Source organism: Streptomyces sp. MAI_2237 (genome assembly GCF_054189285.1).
Map to the genome: position 1 here is coordinate 827,914 of NZ_JAJPGQ010000002.1, position 21,910 is coordinate 849,823.

The 21,910-nt window shown below is 70.0% G+C and carries 16 protein-coding genes; 3 read left to right on the forward strand and 13 right to left on the reverse strand.

What is annotated here, in order from left to right; translation table 11 throughout:
* Positions 1 to 54: 54 nt before the first annotated feature.
* The 4 genes from LN251_RS08550 to LN251_RS08565 form a co-directional block, all read right to left on the reverse strand.
* Positions 55 to 1,047 carry a Gfo/Idh/MocA family protein gene (locus LN251_RS08550; protein ID WP_458243866.1) on the reverse strand — a complete coding sequence of 331 codons (993 nt, stop codon included), beginning with the start codon at positions 1,045 to 1,047 and terminating at the stop codon, positions 55 to 57.
* 41 nt (positions 1,048 to 1,088) lie between these two features.
* Positions 1,089 to 2,186 (reverse strand): DegT/DnrJ/EryC1/StrS family aminotransferase, encoded by a 1,098-nt coding sequence (locus LN251_RS08555; RefSeq protein ID WP_458243867.1) that lies wholly within the window; start codon positions 2,184 to 2,186, stop codon positions 1,089 to 1,091.
* A gap of 159 nt (positions 2,187 to 2,345) precedes the next feature.
* Positions 2,346 to 2,879: an arsenate reductase/protein-tyrosine-phosphatase family protein gene (locus LN251_RS08560; RefSeq protein WP_458243868.1), complete on the reverse strand. Its 534-nt coding sequence runs from the start codon at positions 2,877 to 2,879 to the stop codon at positions 2,346 to 2,348.
* On the reverse strand, positions 2,876 to 4,666 hold the full coding sequence (locus LN251_RS08565) for a polysaccharide biosynthesis tyrosine autokinase (protein WP_458243869.1): 1,791 nt from the start codon (positions 4,664 to 4,666) through the stop codon (positions 2,876 to 2,878). The genes LN251_RS08560 and LN251_RS08565 overlap by 4 nt, the downstream gene beginning before the upstream one ends.
* Here LN251_RS08565 and LN251_RS08570 point away from each other — a divergent pair.
* Positions 4,657 to 5,319: a hypothetical protein gene (locus LN251_RS08570; RefSeq protein WP_458243870.1), complete on the forward strand. Its 663-nt coding sequence runs from the start codon at positions 4,657 to 4,659 to the stop codon at positions 5,317 to 5,319. The two genes, LN251_RS08565 and LN251_RS08570, sit on opposite strands and share 10 nt — an antisense overlap.
* A gap of 270 nt (positions 5,320 to 5,589) precedes the next feature.
* On the opposite strand, the gene LN251_RS08575 is transcribed toward LN251_RS08570, so the two are convergent.
* Genes LN251_RS08575 through LN251_RS08590 form a run of 4 tightly spaced genes read right to left on the reverse strand, consistent with a single transcriptional unit; the run spans position 5,590 to position 11,780 of the window.
* Positions 5,590 to 6,786 (reverse strand): glycosyltransferase family 4 protein, encoded by a 1,197-nt coding sequence (locus LN251_RS08575; protein ID WP_458243871.1) that lies wholly within the window; start codon positions 6,784 to 6,786, stop codon positions 5,590 to 5,592.
* Positions 6,773 to 7,747, reverse strand: a complete 975-nt coding sequence (locus tag LN251_RS08580; protein WP_458243872.1) for a D-glucuronyl C5-epimerase family protein — start codon at positions 7,745 to 7,747, stop codon at positions 6,773 to 6,775. Before LN251_RS08580 ends, LN251_RS08575 begins: the two co-directional genes overlap by 14 nt.
* Positions 7,744 to 8,967, reverse strand: coding sequence for a glycosyltransferase family 4 protein (locus LN251_RS08585; protein WP_458243873.1), 1,224 nt, complete (start codon positions 8,965 to 8,967; stop codon positions 7,744 to 7,746). The genes LN251_RS08580 and LN251_RS08585 overlap by 4 nt, the downstream gene beginning before the upstream one ends.
* Entirely contained in the window at positions 8,964 to 11,780 is a 2,817-nt protein-coding gene (locus LN251_RS08590) for an O-antigen ligase family protein (protein WP_458243874.1), read from the reverse strand. Before LN251_RS08590 ends, LN251_RS08585 begins: the two co-directional genes overlap by 4 nt.
* Positions 11,781 to 12,191: 411 nt before the next feature.
* Between LN251_RS08590 and LN251_RS08595 the strand changes: the two genes are divergently transcribed.
* Both LN251_RS08595 and LN251_RS08600 read left to right on the forward strand, forming a co-directional pair.
* Positions 12,192 to 13,499: a glycosyltransferase family 4 protein gene (locus LN251_RS08595; protein ID WP_458243875.1), complete on the forward strand. Its 1,308-nt coding sequence runs from the start codon at positions 12,192 to 12,194 to the stop codon at positions 13,497 to 13,499.
* On the forward strand, positions 13,496 to 14,113 hold the full coding sequence (locus LN251_RS08600; RefSeq protein WP_458243876.1) for an acetyltransferase: 618 nt from the start codon (positions 13,496 to 13,498) through the stop codon (positions 14,111 to 14,113). The genes LN251_RS08595 and LN251_RS08600 overlap by 4 nt, the downstream gene beginning before the upstream one ends.
* A gap of 134 nt (positions 14,114 to 14,247) precedes the next feature.
* Here LN251_RS08600 and LN251_RS08605 read toward each other — a convergent pair whose 3' ends face one another.
* The 5 genes from LN251_RS08605 to LN251_RS08625 all read right to left on the reverse strand — a co-directional run bounded on the left by LN251_RS08605 (position 14,248) and on the right by LN251_RS08625 (position 21,906).
* Positions 14,248 to 15,411 (reverse strand): DegT/DnrJ/EryC1/StrS family aminotransferase, encoded by a 1,164-nt coding sequence (locus tag LN251_RS08605; RefSeq protein ID WP_458243877.1) that lies wholly within the window; start codon positions 15,409 to 15,411, stop codon positions 14,248 to 14,250.
* Positions 15,404 to 16,120: a sugar transferase gene (locus tag LN251_RS08610; protein ID WP_458243878.1), complete on the reverse strand. Its 717-nt coding sequence runs from the start codon at positions 16,118 to 16,120 to the stop codon at positions 15,404 to 15,406. Before LN251_RS08610 ends, LN251_RS08605 begins: the two co-directional genes overlap by 8 nt.
* On the reverse strand, positions 16,117 to 17,892 hold the full coding sequence (locus LN251_RS08615; RefSeq protein ID WP_458243879.1) for an SDR family NAD(P)-dependent oxidoreductase: 1,776 nt from the start codon (positions 17,890 to 17,892) through the stop codon (positions 16,117 to 16,119). The genes LN251_RS08610 and LN251_RS08615 overlap by 4 nt, the downstream gene beginning before the upstream one ends.
* A 410-nt stretch (positions 17,893 to 18,302) precedes the next feature.
* The gene (locus LN251_RS08620; protein ID WP_458243880.1) at positions 18,303 to 19,997 is read right to left on the reverse strand and encodes a DUF4012 domain-containing protein; all 1,695 of its coding nucleotides are present in this window, start codon (positions 19,995 to 19,997) and stop codon (positions 18,303 to 18,305) included.
* Positions 19,998 to 20,361: 364 nt separating this feature from the next.
* On the reverse strand, positions 20,362 to 21,906 hold the full coding sequence (locus LN251_RS08625) for a diguanylate cyclase domain-containing protein (RefSeq protein ID WP_458243881.1): 1,545 nt from the start codon (positions 21,904 to 21,906) through the stop codon (positions 20,362 to 20,364).
* Between the last annotated feature and the right edge of the window lie 4 nt (positions 21,907 to 21,910).

Sequence of the window (21,910 nt, forward strand, 5' to 3'; positions counted from 1 at the left end):
TGCTCTGCGGGTAGCCTCGGCAGGCTGGTTCCTGGACCTCGGCAGGGGTGCTCGTCATGACCGCTGGGGGGCCACCGCCAGGGTCGGCGTGCGCGGGCGTCGCAGGCTCACGGATGCCTTCCGCCGTGCCGAGTCGAGGACCGCCTCCGCCACCTCCACCGTCCTCAGTCCCTGATCGAGCGTGACGATGTCAGTGGCCTTCCCGTCCACGGCATCACGGAACAGCTCGTGCTCGACGAGGAGCGGCTCACGCTTGGGGATGGCGTAGCGGACCATGTCGCCCTCGGCCACACCGCGGAAGGCGCGCAGGGCCTCCCACTCGGTGGCCACCGCTCCGTTGGCGTGGAAGGTCAGGTCTGCCGTGAGAGTGTCGGCGACGAGGCAGCCACGCTCGCCGGTCACCGACGTGTAGCGCTCCTTGTGGGGGCTGAGCCAGTTGACGAGGTGGCTGACCAGGGTGCCGTCGCTGAGGTCGCCGACCACGGAGACCATGTCCTCGTGGAGTCGGCCGCTCTTGGACACCGTGCGCGCGCAGAGCGAGACGTAGTCGTGGCCGGTGACCCAACCGGTGAGGTCGATGTCGTGGGTGGCCAGGTCCTTGACGACCCCGACGTCGGCGATGCGGTGCGGGAAGGGTCCCTGGCGGCGCGTGACCACTTGGAAGACGTCCCCGAGTTCTCCCGCCTCGAGTCGGGAACGCAGGCTCTGCAATGCCGGGTTGAACCGCTCGACGTGTCCGACACCGGCGACCAGTCCCGCTCTGTCGAAGGCGTCGACCAGTCGCCGTGCGGCCGTCGCCGAGTGGGCGAGCGGCTTCTCGATCAGCGCGGACACGCAGTTGTCGGCCAAGGCCAGGCCGACCTCCTCGTGCAACGCCGTGGGACAGGCGACCACCGCGTAGTCGAGTCCACGCGCGAGCAGCTCATGCAGGGTGGGGACGACAAGGGTGTTCCGGCCGGCGCCCGTGGTATCGCCTGCCGGGTCCATGACGCCCACCAGCTCGACGCCGTCGAGCGACGACAACACCCGGGCATGGTTGCGTCCCATGGCTCCAAGGCCGATGAGCCCGGCCCGCAGGGTGCGCCGGCTCACCGGCTTCTTCCGGCATCGTTCACGGCCTGTGCGACCCGCTCCAGCTCGGCCTGCCGCAGGGTCGGGTGTACCGGGAGGGACAGAACCTCCGTCGCTGCCCGATCGGTCTCGGGCAGGGGCGGGCTGCCCTGGTCCTGATAGGGCCTGAGTCGGTGGATCGGGGTCGGGTAGTACACCGCGCTGCCGATGCCCTGTCGCGCCAGGTCCCGCTGCACGGAATCCCGGAGACCGCCCGGGATGCGGACCGTGTACTGGTGGTAGACGTGCCGCGCACCGTCGGCCTCCTGCGGGATGGACAGCGCCTCGATGTGGGTGTCGAGCACCTTGGCGTTGGCTCTCCGCCGCTCCGTCCAGGCCGGCAGCTGCTTCAGCTGCTCACGGCCGACGGCCGCCGCGACGTCGGTCATCCGCATGTTGGCCCCGACGATCTCGTTCTCGTAGCGCTGCTCCATTCCTTGGTTCCGCAGAAGCCGAAGGGTGCGGGCGAGGTGCGGGTCGGCGGTCGAAATGATGCCGCCCTCGAGAGCGTGCATGTTCTTCGTGGGATAGAAGCTGAAGCATCCCGCCTCACCGAAGGTGCCGACGGGGCGTCCGTGCAGCGTGGCTCCGTGCGCCTGACAGGCGTCCTCCAGTACGGCGAGCCCATGGCGTGCGGCAAGTTGCATCAGCTGGTCCATGGGCGCGGGGTGCCCGTACAGATGCACCGGCATGAGCGCGGCGGTGCGCGGACCGATCACCGCTGATACGGCGAGCGGGTCGAGGCAGTAGGTGCCGGACGTGATGTCGGCGAAGACTGGATCGGCGCCTACCAGGCGTACTGCGTTGGCGGTGGCCGCGAACGAGAACGAGGGCACCACGACCTCGTCTCCCGGCCCGATGCCCAGAGCCATGAGGCTCAGCTGCAGGGCGGAGGTTCCTGAGTTGACCGCTACGCAGGCGCGGCCGGCGACCAATGCGGAGAACGCGTCTTCGAACGCGGCCACTTCCGGGCCCTGGACGACACGGCCACTACGCAGAACGCGTACGGCCGCAGCGATCTCGGCTTCTCCGATCACGGGTCTGGCCGCCGGGATCGATGGAAGGGAGCGGGTCACTGGACTTCTCCGTTCGGGGGGCGAAAGAGAGTCGACCCACGATCAACTGCTGCTCGCCCCGTCCGGTTTTCCTGCGCGCCGCGTAGCCACCCTTTTGGACGATCGCGATACGACCGGCTCCACCGCCCGAGGCGAACGGCGACATCGATGACGCATCGCTCACAGCCGAACCAGTCCGCTCACCTCCCTGGCGATCTCCAGGGCACACTCGTACAGCTCCTCACGAGGCCCGCCCCAGGGGTCCGAGATGTCGTCCTCGGCCTGCGGGACCGGGGCCGCGGTACCGCGACGGTTGGCAGCCGCCGCCACCACGGCCTCGAATCCGCCCGCACCCTCCCCTGCGGCTCCCCCGTTCGCGAGCCGCACGAACTCCTTCAGGGTGAAGCAGCGCCGCATCGCCGCCGGGGCGAGGCGGACGGCCGCCTCGCGGTGCTCGCGCGCGAGTCCGAGGACCAGTGGGGCACCCGCCAAGAGCTGTGCGGTGAGCGGCCGGGAGACGAATCCGGAGCCGTCGCCGCCCAGCCGTTCCAGGACCGCCCGGGTGGTGTCCTCCATGCGGGGACGGTGACACGCCTGCGTACCGGCGCTCTCCGGCCGCAGGACCGAACCCGGCGGCAGCCTCGCCGCCAGAAGGCGCTCGGCGAGCACCGAGCGGTACACGTTGGCCGTGCAGACGAACAGGATCCGTGTCATGTCCCGTCCGCGGTGCGCGTCACCGCCGGGGCGGCCGCATCCTCCTGCGTGGCCGACGTACGCGGGGCGGGCAGCTCGCCGTAGGCGCCGTAACGGCCGTAACGGCCGCCCTTGGGAACCGGAGCCATGCTGAACACGGTGCCGAGCACGCGCGCGCCCACGCGCTCCAGCGATTCCCTGGCGGTGCGCACCTGGTCCCGGTTGGTCTTCCCGGCCCGTACGACGAGCAGCGCGCCCTGGGTGAGAGAGGCGAGCCCCGCGGTGTCGGCGACCGGCAGCAGCGGCGCCGTGTCGATGATCACGACGTCGTACATGTCCGCGAGCTCGCGCAGCACCTCTTCCATACGCGCCGAGGCGAGCAGTTCCGCGGGGTTCGGCGGCACAGCGCCGCTGGCGAGCACCGAGAGCCCGCCGGCGACCTTCTGCATCACATCCTCGACACGGGCCTGTCCGATGAGCACCGTGGTCAGACCGCCGTCCTGGACGAGGCCGAAAGCCGGTGCCACGCAGGGGCGGCGGAGGTCGCCGTCCACGAGGCAGGTGGAGACGCCGGCCTCGGCGAGGGATCGGGCGAGGTTCATCGCGATGTTCGTCTTGCCCTCACTGGGCACCGAGCTCGTCACCATGATGATCCGCGGCGGATCGTCGACCTGTGAGAACTGCAGGTTGGTCCGCAGCTTGCGGAACGCCTCGGCACGCTCGGAGTACCCGTCGGCACTGATCAGCGGCTGCCTTGGGGCGTTCCTGTCGTACGGGATGGTGGCGAGGCCGGGCATGTCGGTGAAAGCACCCAGTGCCTCGCTCGTCTTGAACGTGGTGTCGAGCGTCTCGAGGAGGGCCACCAGCCCGGCGGCGAGCAGCAGGCCGCCCACCACACCCGCGGCCAGGTTGAGCAACGGGCGGGGCTCTGTGGGAGAGGTCGGGGCGACGGCTGCCTCGGTGACGCCCATGGAGACCGGGGAGACCGGGCGTACGGACGCGTCGTCATCGGCCCCGTCGCCCTTCTTGGATGTCGAGGAGACCGGCCGCTTGGGGGTCTCCAACCGCTCGACGACCGAACTGAACCGCTTTGCCACGGCGTTGGCGATGCGCGCCGCGCGCCGGGGCGCGGTGTCCCGGACGGTGATGTCGATGAGCACGGTCTTGAGCGGGACGCCGGCGGTGATCCGGGACGCCAGCTCCTCCGGAGTGGTGTGCAGCCGCAGCTGTTTCACCACCGGAGCGGTGACCTGACGGGTCCTCACGATCTCGGCGTACGACTGCACGCGCGCCTGCGAGAACGTCTGCCCCTGGTTCAGATCGATGGTGTTCTCACCGGCGCGGGTGGCGACGAAGAGCTGCGTCTTCGCTTCGTAGACGGGGGTGCTCGCGTTTGTCACGGCGAGCGCCGTCCCGACCGCGAGAACCAGACAGACCACGACTGTCGGCCATCGTCTGGCAAGAGCCTTCAGGAATCCTTGGAGATCCAAGCTGCACCCCTCACGGGACTGAGGGAACCACCCGAATCTGGGCTTTCTGTTCCCTATGGACGATGTCGACCATAGGGACTCGGACTCTTCGAAAGAGGGAGCAACCGCCTGTGTCGCCCTCTCGAAAGACCCTTGCGACGCGCACCGCGCGAGCCGGGACTGGGCCAATCCGGTGACTTCTCGCGCCATCAGACTAACGAGTGTCGTTATGTTCTCTTTGCGCCCTGTATCCAGGTCTTGGTGTCCGCACCGAAATGACGGCCGCCGCACGATCAGGCCCCGGACCCAAGTCGAGGAGATTGAAGAAGATGACAGCATCACGCAGATGGCGGGCCGCTCTGGTGTCGGCGGCCTCGACTGCCATTCTCATCGGAGCACCGCTGATCGGGGCGCAGGCCGCGTCGGCGCAGCCGTACCCGCCGCCGCCTCCGCCCCTGTCCGTCAGCAGCACGACGGTGACAGCCGGGGATTCCCTGGACTTCAGCACCGCCGCCGGGGTGTTCGCCCCCAGGTCGAGCGTCACGGCGCTGCTGGAATCGACCCCGGTCGTGCTCGGCCACTTCCGGGCCCGGGCCGACGGATCGGTTTCGGGGACCGTGACCATCCCGGTGAACACCATCACCGGCTGGCACGTGTTCCGGCTCACCTCGTCTCACCCCGACCCGAGTGTCGGCGTCAGCATCTACGTGCTGGGCAGTGTGAAGCCCACCCCGCCCCCCAAGCCGCCGCACCACCCGGGCAAGCCCGGGCACCACGGCTCCCCGGGACACGTCGGCCACAACGGAGGTGGCGTCGGACGCAGCGACTCCCACGAACTCGCCGCAGCCGTCGACCCGGCGAGCTACCCGGGCGCCGAGAAGCTCGCGACGACGGGCAGTGACAAGGCCCTGGTGATCGGCGGCACCGCGACCGCCCTCCTCACGGCCGGTGGTGGCACGATGCTGGCCGTGCGCCGTCGGCGCAGCTCCTGACGATCAGGGCGTGCCCACAGCAGGACCACGGCGTCCCGGCCCCGGCCGGGACGCCGTCCGTCTGCCCGGAACCTGCATCGGAGCCACCGCGCTGCTCACCCGATCCGGGGCGTGAGCGCGGGTTCGCGGACCTTCGCCCGCAGGCTTCGGCGAGGGGACCACCCTGAGGCGGCCGGCCTCGCCGCGGGCCTCCTGCGTGCCGGCGAAGTCACCCCCGGCTCTCCTCTTCCGCATGAGGTACCCCTCGCGGACCCTGGGCCTCCAGCGGGGTCACATCGTCCCGGCACGGACCACATTCCTGTACAGCCGTTCGAGTTCGGCGACCTTCAGGGAACCACGCTCGGTCCGGTCGATGAGCCGGTTGTTGGCAAGGCGATCGGCGGCATCCAGTGGCCCCGTGCCTGAGAGGGCATCGGCCAACGTGCTGACCAGCGGGTCGGGAAGCAGGTCCGCCAGCAGGCCGTCCGCCAGCAGTTCCCGGTAGGGCGCGATGTCGGAGAGCAGCAGCCGGCACCCGGCAGCCGCGGCCTCCAGCACCGAGGAGCTTCGCTGGTCGGACCGGGGGACCGAGATCGCCACATCGCTCGCGCGCATCAGGCTGAACAGCTCGGCCTGGCCGAGCCGCTGATCGACGAGGGCGACCCGGCCGGACAGGTCTCGTGCCCGGGCGCGCAACAGCCCGAGATACTCCTGCTGCGCCTGTCTGGCGGCCGGGTGAGCCGGCTGATGACCCGCCACCAGCAGGAGGAACAGGTCCGGCCGGACCCGCGCGGCGCGGGAGAAGGCCGCGAGGATCTCGTGTGTCCGGTAGACGTCCGACGTGCTGCGGACCGACAGCGCGACCGTGGCTTCCGCCGGAATGCCGTACTTCGCGCGTGTCACCCGGGGATCGGCTTCGTGTCCGGCATCCAGCAGCGCGTCCGGTACGCCCCAGGACAGGACCGTGATCCGTGAGCGGAGGACCCGGTACCGGCTCGCGACCAGCTCAGCCACCTCCCGGGAGGTCGGCACCACGCGCGCGGCCCGCCGCAGCGCCAGCCGAGCGACCAGCGCCCGGCCGGGATGCCGGTCCGCCGCGCGCAGTTCGGAGCCCCACGGCGTGACAAGCAGCGGCACCGCCGGGCGGGCCGGCAGCAGAAGGGAGAGCGCCCCGTGCACACCGAGCGAATGCACGTGGATGACATCGGGCCGCGCACCGCGCACCTCGCGGCGCAGCCAGTGCCCCGCGCGCAGCACCCGCGACGCCCGGCTCCCTCCGGCGGGGGCGGATGTGATGCGCCAGTCATCGGGACGCAGGCCCGGCCCGTGCCAGCTGCAGACCGTCACCTGATGCCCCCGCAGGGCCAGGTCGTCCGCCCAACGCCGGGTGTGCGCCGACGTCGCCGGCGCGAGCAGGACGACGCGCAGCGGCGCGGCCGACGCAGCGTCCATGCCCCGCCGTAGCGGGACGTGATCACGATCCAGCACGGTGCTCCCTGAGCACGAAACGGCCCTTGCCCGCCGCTGCTCGCAGCCGCCCGGTCGGGCTCCTCGTGTAGCGCTCCCACGCGGTGCCCACCGCCAGCCATCGCGGGTCGGCGAGCGCGCGTCCGGCCGCGGTCAGCAAAGCGGTGTGCAGGCAGTGGTAGGCGAAACTGGCGGGCGCGTGGTGCCGCAGGTCGTATCGGGTCCAGTACCCCAGGTCGAACTCGGGCAGCGAGTCGCGCAGCCGGTCCGCCACGCGCTCGTGGACAGTCCCGCCCTGATACCCACTCAGCTCGCACAGACCGAAGAGGGCGAAGACCGCACCGTTGAGAATGTGACTGACCGGGTCCGACGGGCACTCCTCGGGAAAAGGGCGCCCCAGTCGGTCGTAGTGCGAACAGCCACCCGCCTCCAGCGGCCGAAGCATCAGTTCCACCGCACCCTCGCTCGCATCGAGAAAGGACCGCTCGCCGGTCGTGGCGTGTGCGCGCAGCATCACGGACACCGCCAGGCCCTGAGCCATGGCGGAGTACCAGCCCGGGCGTACGCCGTACCGCGGCACCGGTACCGGATAGCGCCAGCCGCCATTGCCGTCCTGGGCGGCACGCAGCCACCCGGCCTGGGTCAGCAGAGCCCGGATGCCCGACGGCCGTTCGTCCGCAGTGGCAGGGGACCATCCGGCGGCCAGCGCGCGGGTGTGCTGGGCGAGCGCGTACAGGCTGACCGAGACCGGGTTCCGGTACGTTGCGCCGGTCACGGCACGCGTCACCACGACGTGCTCGTGGTCGAGCACGCTCCCGGCGGTCATCGGCCGCAGGTCGAGCGGGTATCTCCCCGGTGGGCCGGTCGGCGTGTCACCTGGCGGTGTCGTGACGTCGACCGGGAAGCTCGGCCGCCGCAGATCGCGTACCGCCTTCCCCGCCATGCCGGCGAGGGATGCTTTGGACCACGTGCTGCCCTTCACGCCTTCCTCCGGTGGAGCGGCCGGCGTCGCCCCCGCGCGGCCAGCGCCTGGTGGTACAGCCCGTCCACCTGGCTCACTGTCCCGGCGATGTCGAACTGCCGGAGCGCGAGTTCGCGGCCGCGGCCGGCCATGCGGAGACGCGCTGCGGGATCGGCGACCAGTGCGTTCACGGCCTGTGCCAGTGCTGCCGCGTCGGCGGGTGGGACCAACAGGCCGGTACGGCCGTGCTGGACGGTGTCCGGCAGGCCACCGACCTCAGTCGCCACCACGCCCTTGCGCATGAGCAGCGCCTCCACCACGGTGTAGCAGGCGGACTCGTCCATGGAGGGGTTCACCAGTACGTCCAGCCCGGCCATGACCGAGCTGATGTCGGACCGGAAGCCGGTGAACCGGATCCGGTCGGCGACGCCGAGCCGGGCGGCGCGGCGTTCCAGCTCTCTCCGGTACTCTCCGTCGCCGACCAGCTCGTCGCCGATCACGAAGAACCTGGCGTCGGGGTTCTGCCGCAGAATCAGCGGGACGGCGTCGATGAAGACTTCGTGCCCCTTGACGCCGACCTGGCGGAATTCGCGCAACTTGCTCGGGTACATGTAGGCGACCATGCCGATGGCCGGCGTGTCGGCGCCGAGCCCGAACTCCCGGCGGAACGGGCCCGCCGGCGTGGCCGGATCGAACCGGTGCACGTCGCAGCCGTAGTAGCTGACGGCGACCGACCGCGCTCCCATGGCCCGGTAGCGGTGCGCGATCGCCCGGCACGACCCGAGCACCAGGTCGTCCCGACGCAGCGAGAGCCACTCCAGGATCCGGAAGGGAGCCATCCGTAGATGCACCAGTCCTGGAACCTGCGACACGACCAGCGCCGGCCTATGGGCGAACGACGCCACTCGTGCCGCGAGCATCGCGATGATCAGATGCGAGTGGATGACATCCGGCTTGTACTGCCTGACGAACTTCATCAGCCGCCACTGCGCGGCCATCAGCCCGGGCAACTGCCTGATACGACGGGACAGTCCGAACCCGATGATCTCCACCTGGACGCCCCCGATCCTGCGCAGCCGCTCGGCGAGCGGGCCTTCGCGAGGAAGCACCGCGCAGACCTCGTGGCCGAGCTCGGCCAGCCCCCGCACCTGATCGTGGAACCAGCTCCCACCGACGGCGGTCGAGGTGATCTGGAGGATGCGCAGCCGCCGCGGGGGCTTCCCGCTCTCGAACGTACTCATGGCCCCACCGGCGCGGGCGCCGACGCCAGTACCGGTGCCGACGCCCGTACCGGTGGCGATTCCGGCACCGGTGCCGGTGCCGCTTCCGGCCCCCGTGACGGGCCGACCGGAACCGGCTTCGCAGCCAGAATGATCAGCATCAGGGCGGCCAGCAGAGGGGGCACCAACAGGACCTCACCGAACAGCGAGCAGACCCCGGCACCGACCATGGCCAGCAGCGCCGCCTCACCCGCAGGATCACCGGAGCGGATCGCCCGCCAGGCCCGGCGGGCGCCGAGCAGGGCAAGTGCGCCGATTCCGAGCGCCCCCACAAGCCCCGTCTGCGAGAGAACGGTCAGATACGTGTTGTGCGCGAATTCCAGGAGTGGGAACTGTAGGAACATGACCTCGTAATCACCGGTGGCTTGGTAATAGGCGGGCAACTGGGCGGCGAAGTTCAGGTATCCGACGCCGAAAGCCGGGTGCGCCTCGAACATCCGCAGGGCACTGCTCCACAGATCGAGCCGTACAGCGGAGTTGGCGTCCGGGGCGCCGCCGAGGATCGAGTCGAACCGGGCCGCGATCGCCGCGGGCAGCAGCGGCAGCATGCAGGCCACGCCGGCACCCAGGGCCAGGGCACCGCGCAGTGATCTGCGGGCGGCATAGAGCGCGATCATCGCGATGCCCGCCAGATAGGCCGCGCGGCTCAGCGAGTACGCAACCCCCAGGGCGAGCACGACGACCGCGGCGGCGGTCGCCAGTCGCGTGAGGCGCCCCCGGACGGCCGAACAGCGTCTGATCAGGACCGCGGTCGCCATGACGAGCAGGGCCCCCACGGCGTTGTGGTTGGCTGTGCCCTCTTGGGTGATGGCCAGAACAGCGGTGTCGGCAGGCGTGAGGTCCGCCTTCATGGCGAAGATGGACCCGGCTTGGGCGATTTCGATCACCGCCAGAATCACACTGCCGCAGCAGAACACCGTGAGCGCTCGGTCAAGAGCGGGTCCCGGCGGGGCGATCAGTGGTACGAGCAACAGCGGCGCGCACGTCAGCAGCAGGTACTGCCAGTTTCCGGTTCCCTGCAGCCGGGTGTCGCCGACCACGGCGCTGGCGGCCGCCATATAGGCGACCGTGCCGATGGCGATCAGGGCGCCGATCAGTTTCGGCCACGCGATCCCCGCGCCGGAGACGACGCGACCCAGCAGGCAGACGAGCATCAGGGCGGCCAGCCGTCTCGGGCTGATGAGCGTTGTCCCGATGTCCGACTGCGAGAGCGGGATCGCGGCTGCGAGCACATAGAGACCCGCGTCCGGAATCAGCAGGCAGGCCACGACGATGACCGCAAGGCCGACGGCGGCGCCGACCAGGCTGACGGCGGGGCCGTACGTCATCGCGAGGTAGCCGACACCTGCCGCGGTCGCAAGTCCCGCCGCGACCAGGGGGGTTCGCCTGAACATCATGGACCTCACGTACCTCGGATACACGGTCTGCCGGCGGTAGCCGCCCCCCTTGGCCACCAGCCGGCCGACAGGTCGGGGCGCAGGGGCGGGCTGCCCGCTCTCGGTGGCGGGCCGAGCCGGAGGATGCTGGCCGGCGCGGACGCCCCACCGCACACCCCTGCCGATCAGCACCGCGAACACCAGGTATCCGGCCGAGTCGGCCGCGCCGGCTCCGACTGCCGCGTAGCGGGGGGTCAGGACTCCGAGCAGGGCGACGTTGACCAACCCACCGATCAGGGTGGCCACGATGACCGGCCGAAGCAGGTCGGTGGCCGCCAGATAGGCCTGGAGCGAACGGGCCATGCTGAACAGCACCAGGCCCGGGAGCATCGCCCAGATCACCTGCACGGCACCGGAGTACGGCCGCCCGTAGACCGCCGGGATCAGGACGGGGGCAGCTGCCGCCACCATGGCGGCGGACACGGCGGCGGCAGCGAAAACGGTCCGGGCGATCCTGGCCGCCGCCCGCGCGTCGACGGCGCCCGACGTGACCGCGGGAAACATCACCAGTGCGACCGCCGTCGGAAGCAGGAACATCGCCTCGGCCACGGGCAGTGCGACGGCGTACATGGCCACGGCCGTCGCCCCGGCGAGCAACTGGATCACCGGCACATCGAGACGCAGCATTCCGTAGTGGATGAGATTCGGGAGATAGGCCCTGAGGGCGAAGCTGCCGAAGGTACGGGGGGACACCCGTTCACCGTCGTCGTGGACCCGGGTCGTGGTCGCGATCAGCAAGACCCCCGCGCAGAGCAATTGCCCGGTCAGCGCGGACAGAAAGCAACTGGTGGGGGTCAGTGACCCTGTGGCGAACAGGCCGCAGACGCCGACCATGTGGCAGGCCGCGGGGACGGTGCTCGCGAGGTTGTAGGTCCTGACCCGGCCGCGGCCGATCTCGGCCGTGCCGAGCAGCGTGGTCAGCAGGGTCACCGGGCACATGGTGGCCGCGACCAGAGCAAGCCGGAACGGCACACCGAGCAGCACGACCGGCAGGAGATGACCGAGCAGCAGCCACAGCCCCGCCAGTGCCGAACCGGGAACCAGGGAGAACACCACGGTCCACCGGACGATCTGGCGGTACGCGGTGTGTGAGGTTCCGGCGAACCGGGCGTTGGCGCTGTCCATGCCCAGGACCGTGACGATGCTCAGCACAGTGGGGACCGAGATCATGACCGCGAAAGTGGCCCGGCCGTGCACCCCCAGGTCCCGCGCTGCGATGACGCCCGCCGCGAAGCTCATCGCCGTGGCGAGCAGTCGCGCGGTCAGTGTGCCTCCGATGGCGGCCGGGCTTACTCCCGGCAGTCGGACGCGGAGGCCTTTCATGATCGACTGCACCACGAAAACAGCCTCCGGAGTCGCGAAACGGGATCGGTACCGCAGGGACGGCGGATGTGGTCACCACCTCGGCACGCGCACAATGTAGCGGCATAAGTAACTCAAAGTGGCAAGTTGAGCACACAGAGTAGTAGCGTTTCTCGGCGTCGAGCCGGTCACCGCCGGCGTACGCAGACGCCGGACGGGGTTGTTCCGGTGTGGACGACCCGGCCGGACAGGGGAACGCCGTTGTGAAAGTGCTCAGTGCGTTCGGAGCACGTCCGCCGTTCGTCAAGCGTGCGCCGATCGTGTGGCAGCTCGCCCAGCCGGCCGGGGCCGACGGACTGATCGCCGACTTCGGCGACCTACACAAGGAGGGGCCGGCGCTCGGTACCCGATGCGGCACCGTAGGGCGGCTTCGGCGGAGGTGAGGACATGAGGATCTGGATCTTCAACCATTACGCGGCCCCGCCCGACTGCGCCGCCGGCACCCGGCATTACGAGCTGGGACGGGTGCTGGCGGCGAAGGGGCACGAGGTCACTGTCTTCGCCAGCAGCTTCAGCCATTTCAGCAGGCGCGAGGAGCGGCTCGCGCCCCGCCAGAAGGTGGCCGGCCGGACCATCGACGGCGTCCGCTTCGTCTGGGTCCGCACGCCGCCGTACACCGGCAACGGACACCGCCGCGTGCTGAACATGGCCCACTACGCGGCCCGGGTGCTCTCGGTGCAGCTCCGCCTGAACCGGCCGGACGTGATCGTCGGCTCCTCGGTGCACCTGCCCGCGGTGCTCGCCGCCTGGCTGGCGGCCCGCGGCCGCCGCGCACGCTTCGTCTTCGAGGTGCGCGACCTGTGGCCGCAGACCCTGATCGACATGGGCGCGCTGCGCGCGAACGGGCTGCCCGCCCGGCTGCTCCGGCTGGTCGAGTCCTTCTGCTGCCGGCAGGCCTCCGCAGTCATCTGCCTCCTGCCCGGCGCCTCCGACTACCTACAGGCCCGTGGCATCCCGGCCGACAAGATCAAATATGTGCCGAACGGGATCCCCGACCTCCCGCCGCCGGTGGATCCGAGCCTGCCTGCCGGCCGGGACGGTGAGGAGTCCGCGGACCAGGCCGCCGACCTGATCGACCGGATCAGCCGCTTGCGCAAGGACGGCTTTCTCACCGCCGGTTACATCGGCTCGCACGGTCCGGCCAACGGGGTGGCGACCATTGTCGCGGCCGCGGCGGAGTTGCGGACCGCCGGCCATCCGCAGGTCGCTGTGGTGCTGGTCGGCGACGGCCAGGAGAAGGCCGCGTGCCAGGAGCTCGCGCGCCGGCACGGCCTGGACAACGTGCTGTTCTGGCCGCCGGTGCCGAAACGGGCCGTGCCGGCCGTGCTGGCCGAGCTGGACGTGACGCTGTTCTGCCTGCGCGATGTCGCGGTCTTCAAGTACGGCCTGAGCAGCAACAAGCTGTTCGACTACTTGGCGTCCGGCAAGCCGGTGCTGTTCGCGAGCAATGCGCCCGGCGGCCCCGTACGCGAGTCCGGCGGCGGCGTGTGCGTGCCCGCCGAATCCCCGGCGGACATGGCGGCCGCGTTGGCCGGGCTGGCCGGGATGAGCCGGTCCGAACGGGAGCGGATGGGTGAGCGCGGCCGCCGCTGGGTGTACCGGCATCACGGCATGACCGCTCTGGCGGGCGCGTTCCTCGACGCGGTCTCGGCACCGGCGCGGCGCGAGGAGCCGGTATCGGAGGTGCGGCCGTGACGCTGCACATCGTGGGCGCGGGCGGCTTCGGCAGGGAGACGCTGGACGCGGTGCGCGCGATGGCCGCGGCACCCGAGGTGGTCTTCGTGGACGAGCACCCGGCAGCCGCCGCGGTGGAGGGCTGTCCGGTGCTCGTTCCCGGGCAGTTGGCCGCGCCCGACGGACAGCGCGACGAGTTCGTCGTGGCGATCGCCGACGCCGACGCGCGCCGAAGGCTGGCCCGGGAGTTCGAGGATCGTGGCATGCGAGCGGCCAGCGTGATCGACCCACGGGCGGTGGTCTCCCCCGGCGCACGGATCGGGCGCGGCTGTGTTGTGCTCGGCCAGGCGTTCGTCTCCACCGGCACCGTCATCGGCGCCCACGTCCAGGTCAACTACCAGGCCAGCATCGGTCACGACACGGTGCTCGACGATTTCGTGACGATCCTGCCGGGGGCCAACATCGCCGGGAACGTCACCGTCGGCGCCGGGTCCACGGTGGGCAGCAACGCCGCCGTGCTGCAGGGCCGGCGGATCGGGCCGTCCGCGATGGTCGGCGCCGCGGCACTGGTGACCCGCGACGTCACACCGGGTCAGGTGGTCGTGGGCGTGCCCGCCAGGCCCCGGGAGCCCTGACCGTCCGGTTCGGTCAAGGCTCCTGGGCTTTCGGCGCCGACGCGATCAGGCCCGCCCCGAGCATCGCGGCCGGGACCCGGGCGCGGTTGTGGCCCTCGCGCCCGAGTCGTGCAGGCCGGTACATCATTGCGCGGTCAGCGGGCACCGACCGGCATCGGCCGGTCCATCGCGTTCGGCGCCGTGGTCGCCCGCTCTACGGCGGTGCTCACCGCGTCGGCGATCTCGGCCACCTCGGCCTCGGTCAACCGGTGATGAACCGGCAGCGAGAGCATCGCCTGGGCGACGGCCTCGGTCACCGGTAGTTCCGCTGCGAGCCCGGTGCCGCCGTCCCGCCGGGCGAAGAGCGGCTGCCGATGCACCGGCGGGAAGTAGATCCGTGCTTCGATTCCCCGGTCCAGCAGGTCGGCGAGCACTTGGTCTCGGATGCCGGGAAGCAGGCAGGTGTAGAGCGCCCAGGTGCCCCTGGTGTCGGACACCTGATGGGGCGTGGTCAGGCCGGGCAGCCCGGTCAGCCGCCGGGTCAGCGATCGAACGATCTGCTGTTTGCGCCCGAGGATGCCGTCCAGCTTGCGCAGCTGCACCCGGCCGATCGCGGCCTGCATCTCGGTCAACCGCCAGTTGTAGCCAAGGCTTTCATGCTGGTACAGACCGGTCTGACCATGGTTGCGGAGCAGCCTCAGCCGCTCCGCGACGCCCGGGTCGTCGGTCAGCACGATGCCGCCCTCACCAGTGGTGATGTTCTTGGCCGGGGTGAAGCTGAACATGGCCGACCGGCCGACGGTGCCGACCGGTCTGCCGCGGTACTGGGCGCCGGCCGCCTGTGCTGCGTCCTCCAGCAACGGCACGCCGGCCGCAGCGCACACCCGCGCCAGCCCGTCGAGGTCCCCGGGCTGCCCGGCGTAGTGCACGGTCATGACGGCCCGGGTGGCCCCGGTGATGCGGGCCGCGACCGATACCGGGTCGAGGTTGAAGGACCGCGGATCGATGTCGGCGAACACCGGGGTGGCCCCGACGTGACACACCGATGTCGCGGTGGCGACGAAGGTCATCGACGGGACGATCACCTCGTCGCCGGGACCGATGCCCTCGGCGAGCAACATCGCTTGCAGCGCGGCCGTGCCGGTGCAGAACGTCACACCGAACCGCGCCTGATGCCGGTCGGCGAACTCCTGCGCGAAGGCTTCGTTCTCCGCGCCGTTGGTGAGAACACCGCTGCACAGGACCCTTCGTACCGCCTCCGCCTCCTCCTCACCGAGGTCGGGACTGGCAAGCCGGATCCGGACGTTGCTGTCAGGCACCTGAGAGCATCCTTTCTGGACTGCGGGCGATCGGATCTTTGTCGTGGCTGACGGTGGCTCCGGTCCCGGCCAGGACCGTCCAGACGGTGAGGAACATGATGGCCAGGTCGAGCCGGAAGCTCTGGCGCAGGACGTACCGCAGATCCCACTCGATGCGCTCCGGCCAGCTCAGCCGCTGCCGCCCGTGCACTTGCGCCAGGCCGGTCAGGCCCGGGACGGCCAGCAGCCGCAACTGCTGACGATCGGTGTACCGGCGTACCTGGTAGGGCAGCGTCGGCCGCGGCCCGACCAGGCTCATCTGTCCGCGCAGCACGTTGACCAGCTGGGGCAACTCGTCGAGAGAGGTGCGGCGCAGTACCCGTCCGACTGCGGTCACCCGGGCGACGTCGGCGTCGCCCGGTGTGTCCGGTCCGTCCGGGACGTTCCGCATCGTGCGCAGTTTCAGCAGGACGAACGGGCGGCCGCCGCGGCCGACGCGGTGCTGCCGGAACAGGACGGGTCTGCCGTGCGCGAGCAGGTGCGCCAGCGCGGCGATCGCGCAGAGCAGCGCGGCCGGCACGATGATCAGGCCGAGCACGACCAGGTCCAGGAGTCGCTTGCCGCGGTACGGCTTGCGGTGAGGCAGCCGGTTGCCGCCGGGCCGCGCGGTGGACGCCTGCGCAATGGCCCAGCCTGTCCGGTGCCGGCCCGGTGCGGGCGGGGCGGTCACCTGCTGGCCTCCGCTCTGCCGGGCTGGCCGGGCAGCACGGCCTGGTCGGCCGACTCCTCGGGACCGTCCGCCGTGGCGAGGAGCACCAGGGCGGCGCGTACCTCTTCGGGATCGGTGAGGTGAGCGATGCCGGTGACCTCACCGGCCTCGAGTGCGGGCACCGGCACCTGTCTGACCAGCGGATGCCTCGGCCGGTGGTCACGTTCCCCGGCACCCAGCAGGTCCTCGGTCAGCTTTTCGCCGGGCCGCAGCCCCGTGAAGACGATCTCCACGCGCCGTGACGCTGCGGCGGCCATCCGGCGGGCGAGGTCGACGATGCGGACCTGGTCTCCCATGTCGAGGACGAGGACCTCGCCGCTCTCCCCGACCGTCACAGCCTGCAGCACGAGCTGGACGGCTTCGGTGGCCGTCATGAAGTAGCGGGCCACTTCCGGATGAGTCACGGTGAGGGGTCCGCCCGCGTCGATCTGCGCGGACAGCGAGCCGAGCAACGAACCCCGGCTGCCCAGGACGTTGCCGAACCTGACCGACACCCAGGTCCCGGGAAACTCACCGGCCATGCGCGCGGTGAGCCGCTCGGTGATCCGCTTGGAGGTGCCGAGGACGCTCACCGGGTCGGCCGCCTTGTCCGTGGAGACGTTCACGAACGACCGCACGCCGCAATCCGCTGCCGCTTGCAGCACGTTCAGCGTGCCGGTCACGTTCGTCTTCAGCGCCTCGGCCGGATACCGCTCGAGCAGCGGCAGATGTTTCACCGCCGCCGTGTGGAACACGATCTCGGGGCGGGCCTGCGCGAAGACTTCACGCATGCGGGAGGCATCCCTGATGTCGGCCAGCACGACCTCGTCGGAATCGAGCAGCGCACGGCCGTGCAGTGCGAGCTGGATCGCGTGCAGAGCTGATTCGTCCCGGTCGAGCATCACCAGCGACGCGGGACCCAGACGGTGCAACTGGCGGCACAGCTCCGAGCCGATCGAGCCACCGGCGCCGGTGACGAGGATGCGGCGCCCGGCGAATTGAGCGGCAGCCGACTTCAGGTCCAGTCGGACCGGATCGCGTCCCAGCAACTGGGTGATCCGCGGGTCGCGGACGTCGTCGATCCGCGCCGGTCCGGCGACCAGTTCCTCGATGCGCGGAATCACCTTGGTGGACAGACCGACCGACTCGGCCAGCGCGATCAGCTCGCGGATCACCTGGCCGTCCCGGCACCCGCCGGCGATCGCGATCACCATGACCGTCGCCCCGGTCTCCGCGGCGACCTCCGCCAGCCACTCCCGCCCGCCGCGCACTCGGATCCCGCAGATCCGCAGCCGGCGCTTGGCCGGGTCGTCGTCCAGCAGGGCGACCGGTTGGTACTGCGCGCCAGGCTGACACATGAGCCGTTGCACCAGTTGCGCTCCGGCACTGCCCGCGCCGAACACGATCACCTTGACGGCGGTCGGCGCGGGCCGTCGAGGTCTGCGCCGGACGGTCGCCGCCGCGGTCCTGACGGTGATCATGCCAAGCACGCCGACCAGAGCGGCCAGTCCGGCCACGGCCGGCCTGACTCCCACCAGGGGCAGTCCCGCCCGACACATACCCCACAGAAGGAGCCCGGTCAGCGCCGCGGAGACCAGTACCGCACTCAGTTCCGGGCCGGTCTCCGCCTGATAGCGCCCGGAGTAGAGCCCGCACACGGCCCCGGCCAGCACCGCTGCCACTCCCGTCACAGCACAGACGACGAGCAGATCGCCGGGTCCGACGAACACGTCGGACGCGCCGCTGCTGGTCATGCCTGCGATGAGTAAGCCGCATGTCCAGGCGACCGCGTCCATGGCGGCCTGCACCACCGGTCGGCGGCACCGGCCGGCAACGCCGGACCAGCCACCCAGCCGGGCTCGGCTTTCCTGTGCGGTGTGGAACACCGCAGGATGAACCGCTGTCAGCTTGTCTTTGCCCGCGCATTCCCCACGCAAGGTGAACCCCGATCAGCAGGATGTCAATTGCCGAAGACCTATTTCGGCACTTCATTGACGGCATGTCCACGGACGCTGCCGCGTCCTTTCGGGTGGATCAGAATGTTTCTTTTGATCTCGCGGACTTTGATTTTCCGTGGATACGATTTCGCCGCCTGCAGGAACGACTCCCGCTGCACCCTTCGTGAGCGGGCGCGGGCCCCTCAGGGTTCACTCGGTCAGCCCGACTACTTCACGCACGGCTGCATATGTACCTTGGTGATCTGCGGCCGCGCCAACGGCTGCGAGGGCACCACGGGGGGCCGACTTGAAGCCGGTTCCACCAGACGAACGTCCACTTCTCGCGTCTGACCGGGCAGAAGTTCCACCTGCGTGCCGAGCACCGGGTGACCTCGCTCCTCGGTCGACGACAACAGAAGTCGCCGCCCGTCCAGCGTCGCGCCGGTGAACCGGGCACCGGAACTGGCGTACAACGAAAGCCAGATGCTCGTGGAGCCCGGGGGGTGTGAGTGCCGGGGGTCGTCGGAACGCAGAGCGACGAGGGGAGGCAGGCCCACAGCGGGAGCACCGTTCGTCACCTTGATCCGCACCACGCTGGAACGGGTGCCGCCCTCGCAAGGACCAAGCTCGTAGGCCAGCGACCGCCCCAGGTAGTAGTCCATTTTGTTGCCCGCGGAATTGTTGACCACGAGATAGGCGAACGGCCCTGTTCTCTCGGGGACATCGCCGGCCAGCCCGGCTTTTTCGAGTGCCGACTCGGTGGAGGCATCTCTGCTCCACACACGCAGTCGGCCGTCGCTGGCGTTCTGCCCCAGTGCGTGGAGGAGGGCCACCGAATCGTGCCCGTGGCCCAGCAAGGCGGCAGCGACCGCCTGCGCGACCTGCACCAGGAAACGTTTTCGCTCGATATTGCTGTACGACGCGTAGAGGGTGCTCTCGGTGAGCTCCACGGTGTTCTCCGCCGTCAGCTGCTTTCCGTCCGGAAGTCGGACCGGGCCTGTGGCTTTGAGGACACGGGCGAGTCCTACCGGATCGGTTGCGATGGCCCCGTCGAGACGTTGCCCCGTAAGTCGCTGCCACAGGCCCACCCAGACCTGCGCCGCATACGGAAAATGAGCGGACAGATTGGAATTGGCCAGCCCCTGGGTACTCTCGGTACCGCTGTACCGGCGGTCGAAAGCCGGTCCGAAGTTCGCCACGGGGGTGTCGGTACGCGGCAGCGTGTCGTCCGACGCGAAATTGTGCAAAGTGATGCCACCACGGTCGGCGGTCAAGATACCGAAGGCGCCTACGAGACCACCGGTGCCCCGGGCCTCGGCATTGTTCTGGAAGGCAAGAAAATAGGAGCGTGGCGCCGTGCCGCCCAGAACAGGCGTCAGCAGCCGCGTCGTCGACTCCGCCTCGGAGACCGAGTCGGAAAGGCGCGCCACCCGGTCGGAGAGCCGCTGCCGTACCAGGTCGAGGCGACTGACCACCGTGGAGCCGGGCAAGCCGTCCAAAGTGGTCCGGACTCCGTCCAGTTGGCGGTGCATGCCCCCCAGCAGGTCCGTGACGGCCGAAAGCCGGCGGAGGTCGACGCGCCCCTGGTGCACCATCCGCCCGGACGCGAGCATCTGCTGCAGTCGCACAGCCTCCGGCAGCACCCCGGTGACCATGTCGTCGGCGGCGACACTCAGCCCCCGGGCAGAGCGGAGCGGGGGGCCCATCAGTGGAAGACTCTCGGCTGCGCTCCACACCGGCGTGCCGGCCGCGCTCCGGGCGGCCGCTGTGTGTTTCCGGATGTCGTCCAGCACCTCGGCCGAGGGCTGGCGATGACCGATCATCTCCGTCTGCAGTCGGTCAGTGGCCACCTGAGCAGCGGCAAGATTGGTCTGGACCGTGCGGAGCTCCCACACCAGGACACCGGCCAACGCTACGGACAACAGACCGACGGCTCCGGCGCCCCAGAGGAAGGTTCGGTGGCGGCTCCGTAGCATCACGCCCGCGAATGCCCGCGTCCTCGCCGCAGCGCTCTTCCGGCTGCATCCCGGATCCTTCCCTGCCTCCCCTGCCTTGCCTGCCTTCCCTGCCTTCATTGCCTACCCATGAATCGAAGGGTCCACCGGAACCAAGCATTTGGATCGGATCAGTAATGACAGTCACTGAGGCCGTTGCAAAATTCACCACGCCACGTGGCGGGAAAGTCGGTCCGAACGGCCTATCACCTTCACTCGTGAAGTCCGGGAGTCTCCCCGGGGCCGGGACGACAGGAGTCCGGGCCCCCACCGTGCCCGGGGACGAGAGGGACTACTGCGTGGATTCGAAGAACGCGGCCTGGTTCTTGCCTGCCGTCTTGGCTTTGTAGAGAGCGGTGTCGGCGTCCCGCAGGGCTTCTGCAGGCGTGATCGGTCTGGTGACGCTCCTGACCCCGATGCTCGTCGTCACGTGCACCGAATGGCCGTACCCGAGGGTGAAGGGGGCCGTGATGGAGTCGAGAATGCGGGTGGTGTATTCGTGCAGCGTGCTCGCGTCCACGCCTTCCACGAGGAGTGCGAACTCGTCGCCGCCGAGTCTGGCCACCAGGTCCTGCTCGCGGACCCTGCCCGTCAGCCGCCGTGCGACGTCCACCAACAGTTCGTCTCCGACCGAGTGTCCCAGCGTGTCGTTGACGTCCTTGAAGCCGTCGAGATCGAGCATCAGCAGTCCTGCGCAGGCAGTGGTGGAGCACCGCTCGAGGGCGGTCTCCAGACGTTCGTTCAGGAGCGTGCGATTGGCCAGACCCGTCAACGGGTCGTGGGTCGCCTGATGACTCAGAAGCTTCTGGAGCTCCGCCTGCTCCTGCAGCGAGGCGGCGAGGGCCAAGGCTCGCGTCCGCGCGGCGGCGGCCGTCTCCTGGGCGTACTGGGCCAAGAACGCGATGCGCAGCACCAGCAGCAGCGACAGGGCCGCCATCATGCCGACGATCACGGTGACATGCATCGGTTGATCCCGAATGCCACCGACGTCGGCGAGCACGATCAACGGCCCCATCAGGATGAGCGCGATCAGGATCGAGAGTCGCCGCCGGGGCATCCTCTCCTGGGTCTCGGCGAGTCGCAGCGGTCGGGCAACGGAGGAGTGTAGCGCCGCCGACCCCAGCAGGAGGGACGAGACCATCCACCCCACTTCGGACACGTTCTCCGCGAGCGCGGTCCCATGCGTCGCCTCGGTCCCGTAGTAGAGGCCGTCGGAGGCGAGCAGGACGAGCAGCCATCCGATGCACATCAGGAACGACGGTGTGCGCGTGCCGGTGGTGAACATCAGCCACGCGGCCAGGGACAACAGCACCAGGTCGGTGACGGGATAGGCGATGGACACCGCCATCGGCCACGCGGCAAGCCGGCTGCGCAGGTAGGGGGCGATGATGAACGTCCATGCCAGAGTGGCGAATCCCAACGTGACGATTCCCGCGTCCAGCAGCCCCGCCCAGTGCAGCCGGCCCGCGTGCTTCCGGGCCAGGGTCACCAGACCGGCGGTGAACAACACGTAGCTGCCCAGGTAGAACAGGTCGGCCATGCCGGGGAACGGAACCTCGGCACCGCGGATCTGGTAGAGACCCCAGATCATGTCCGCCACCGCGTACGGTGCCATGGCTGCCGCGAACAGATACCACGGAAGGGCCGACGGCGGCTTGTTCCTGACCACCCCCACCAGGATCGCGACGACGACCGAGGCAGAGATCAGCACGGCCAGCATGTAACGCGCCGAGGAGGAGGTGAGCAGGAAGGTGACGATCACCGCGGTTCCTGTTGCCGCGTACGTCCAGGCCGCAGCCTCACGGCCGGCGAGCAGCCCGGCCCGAACCTTGACCACGTCC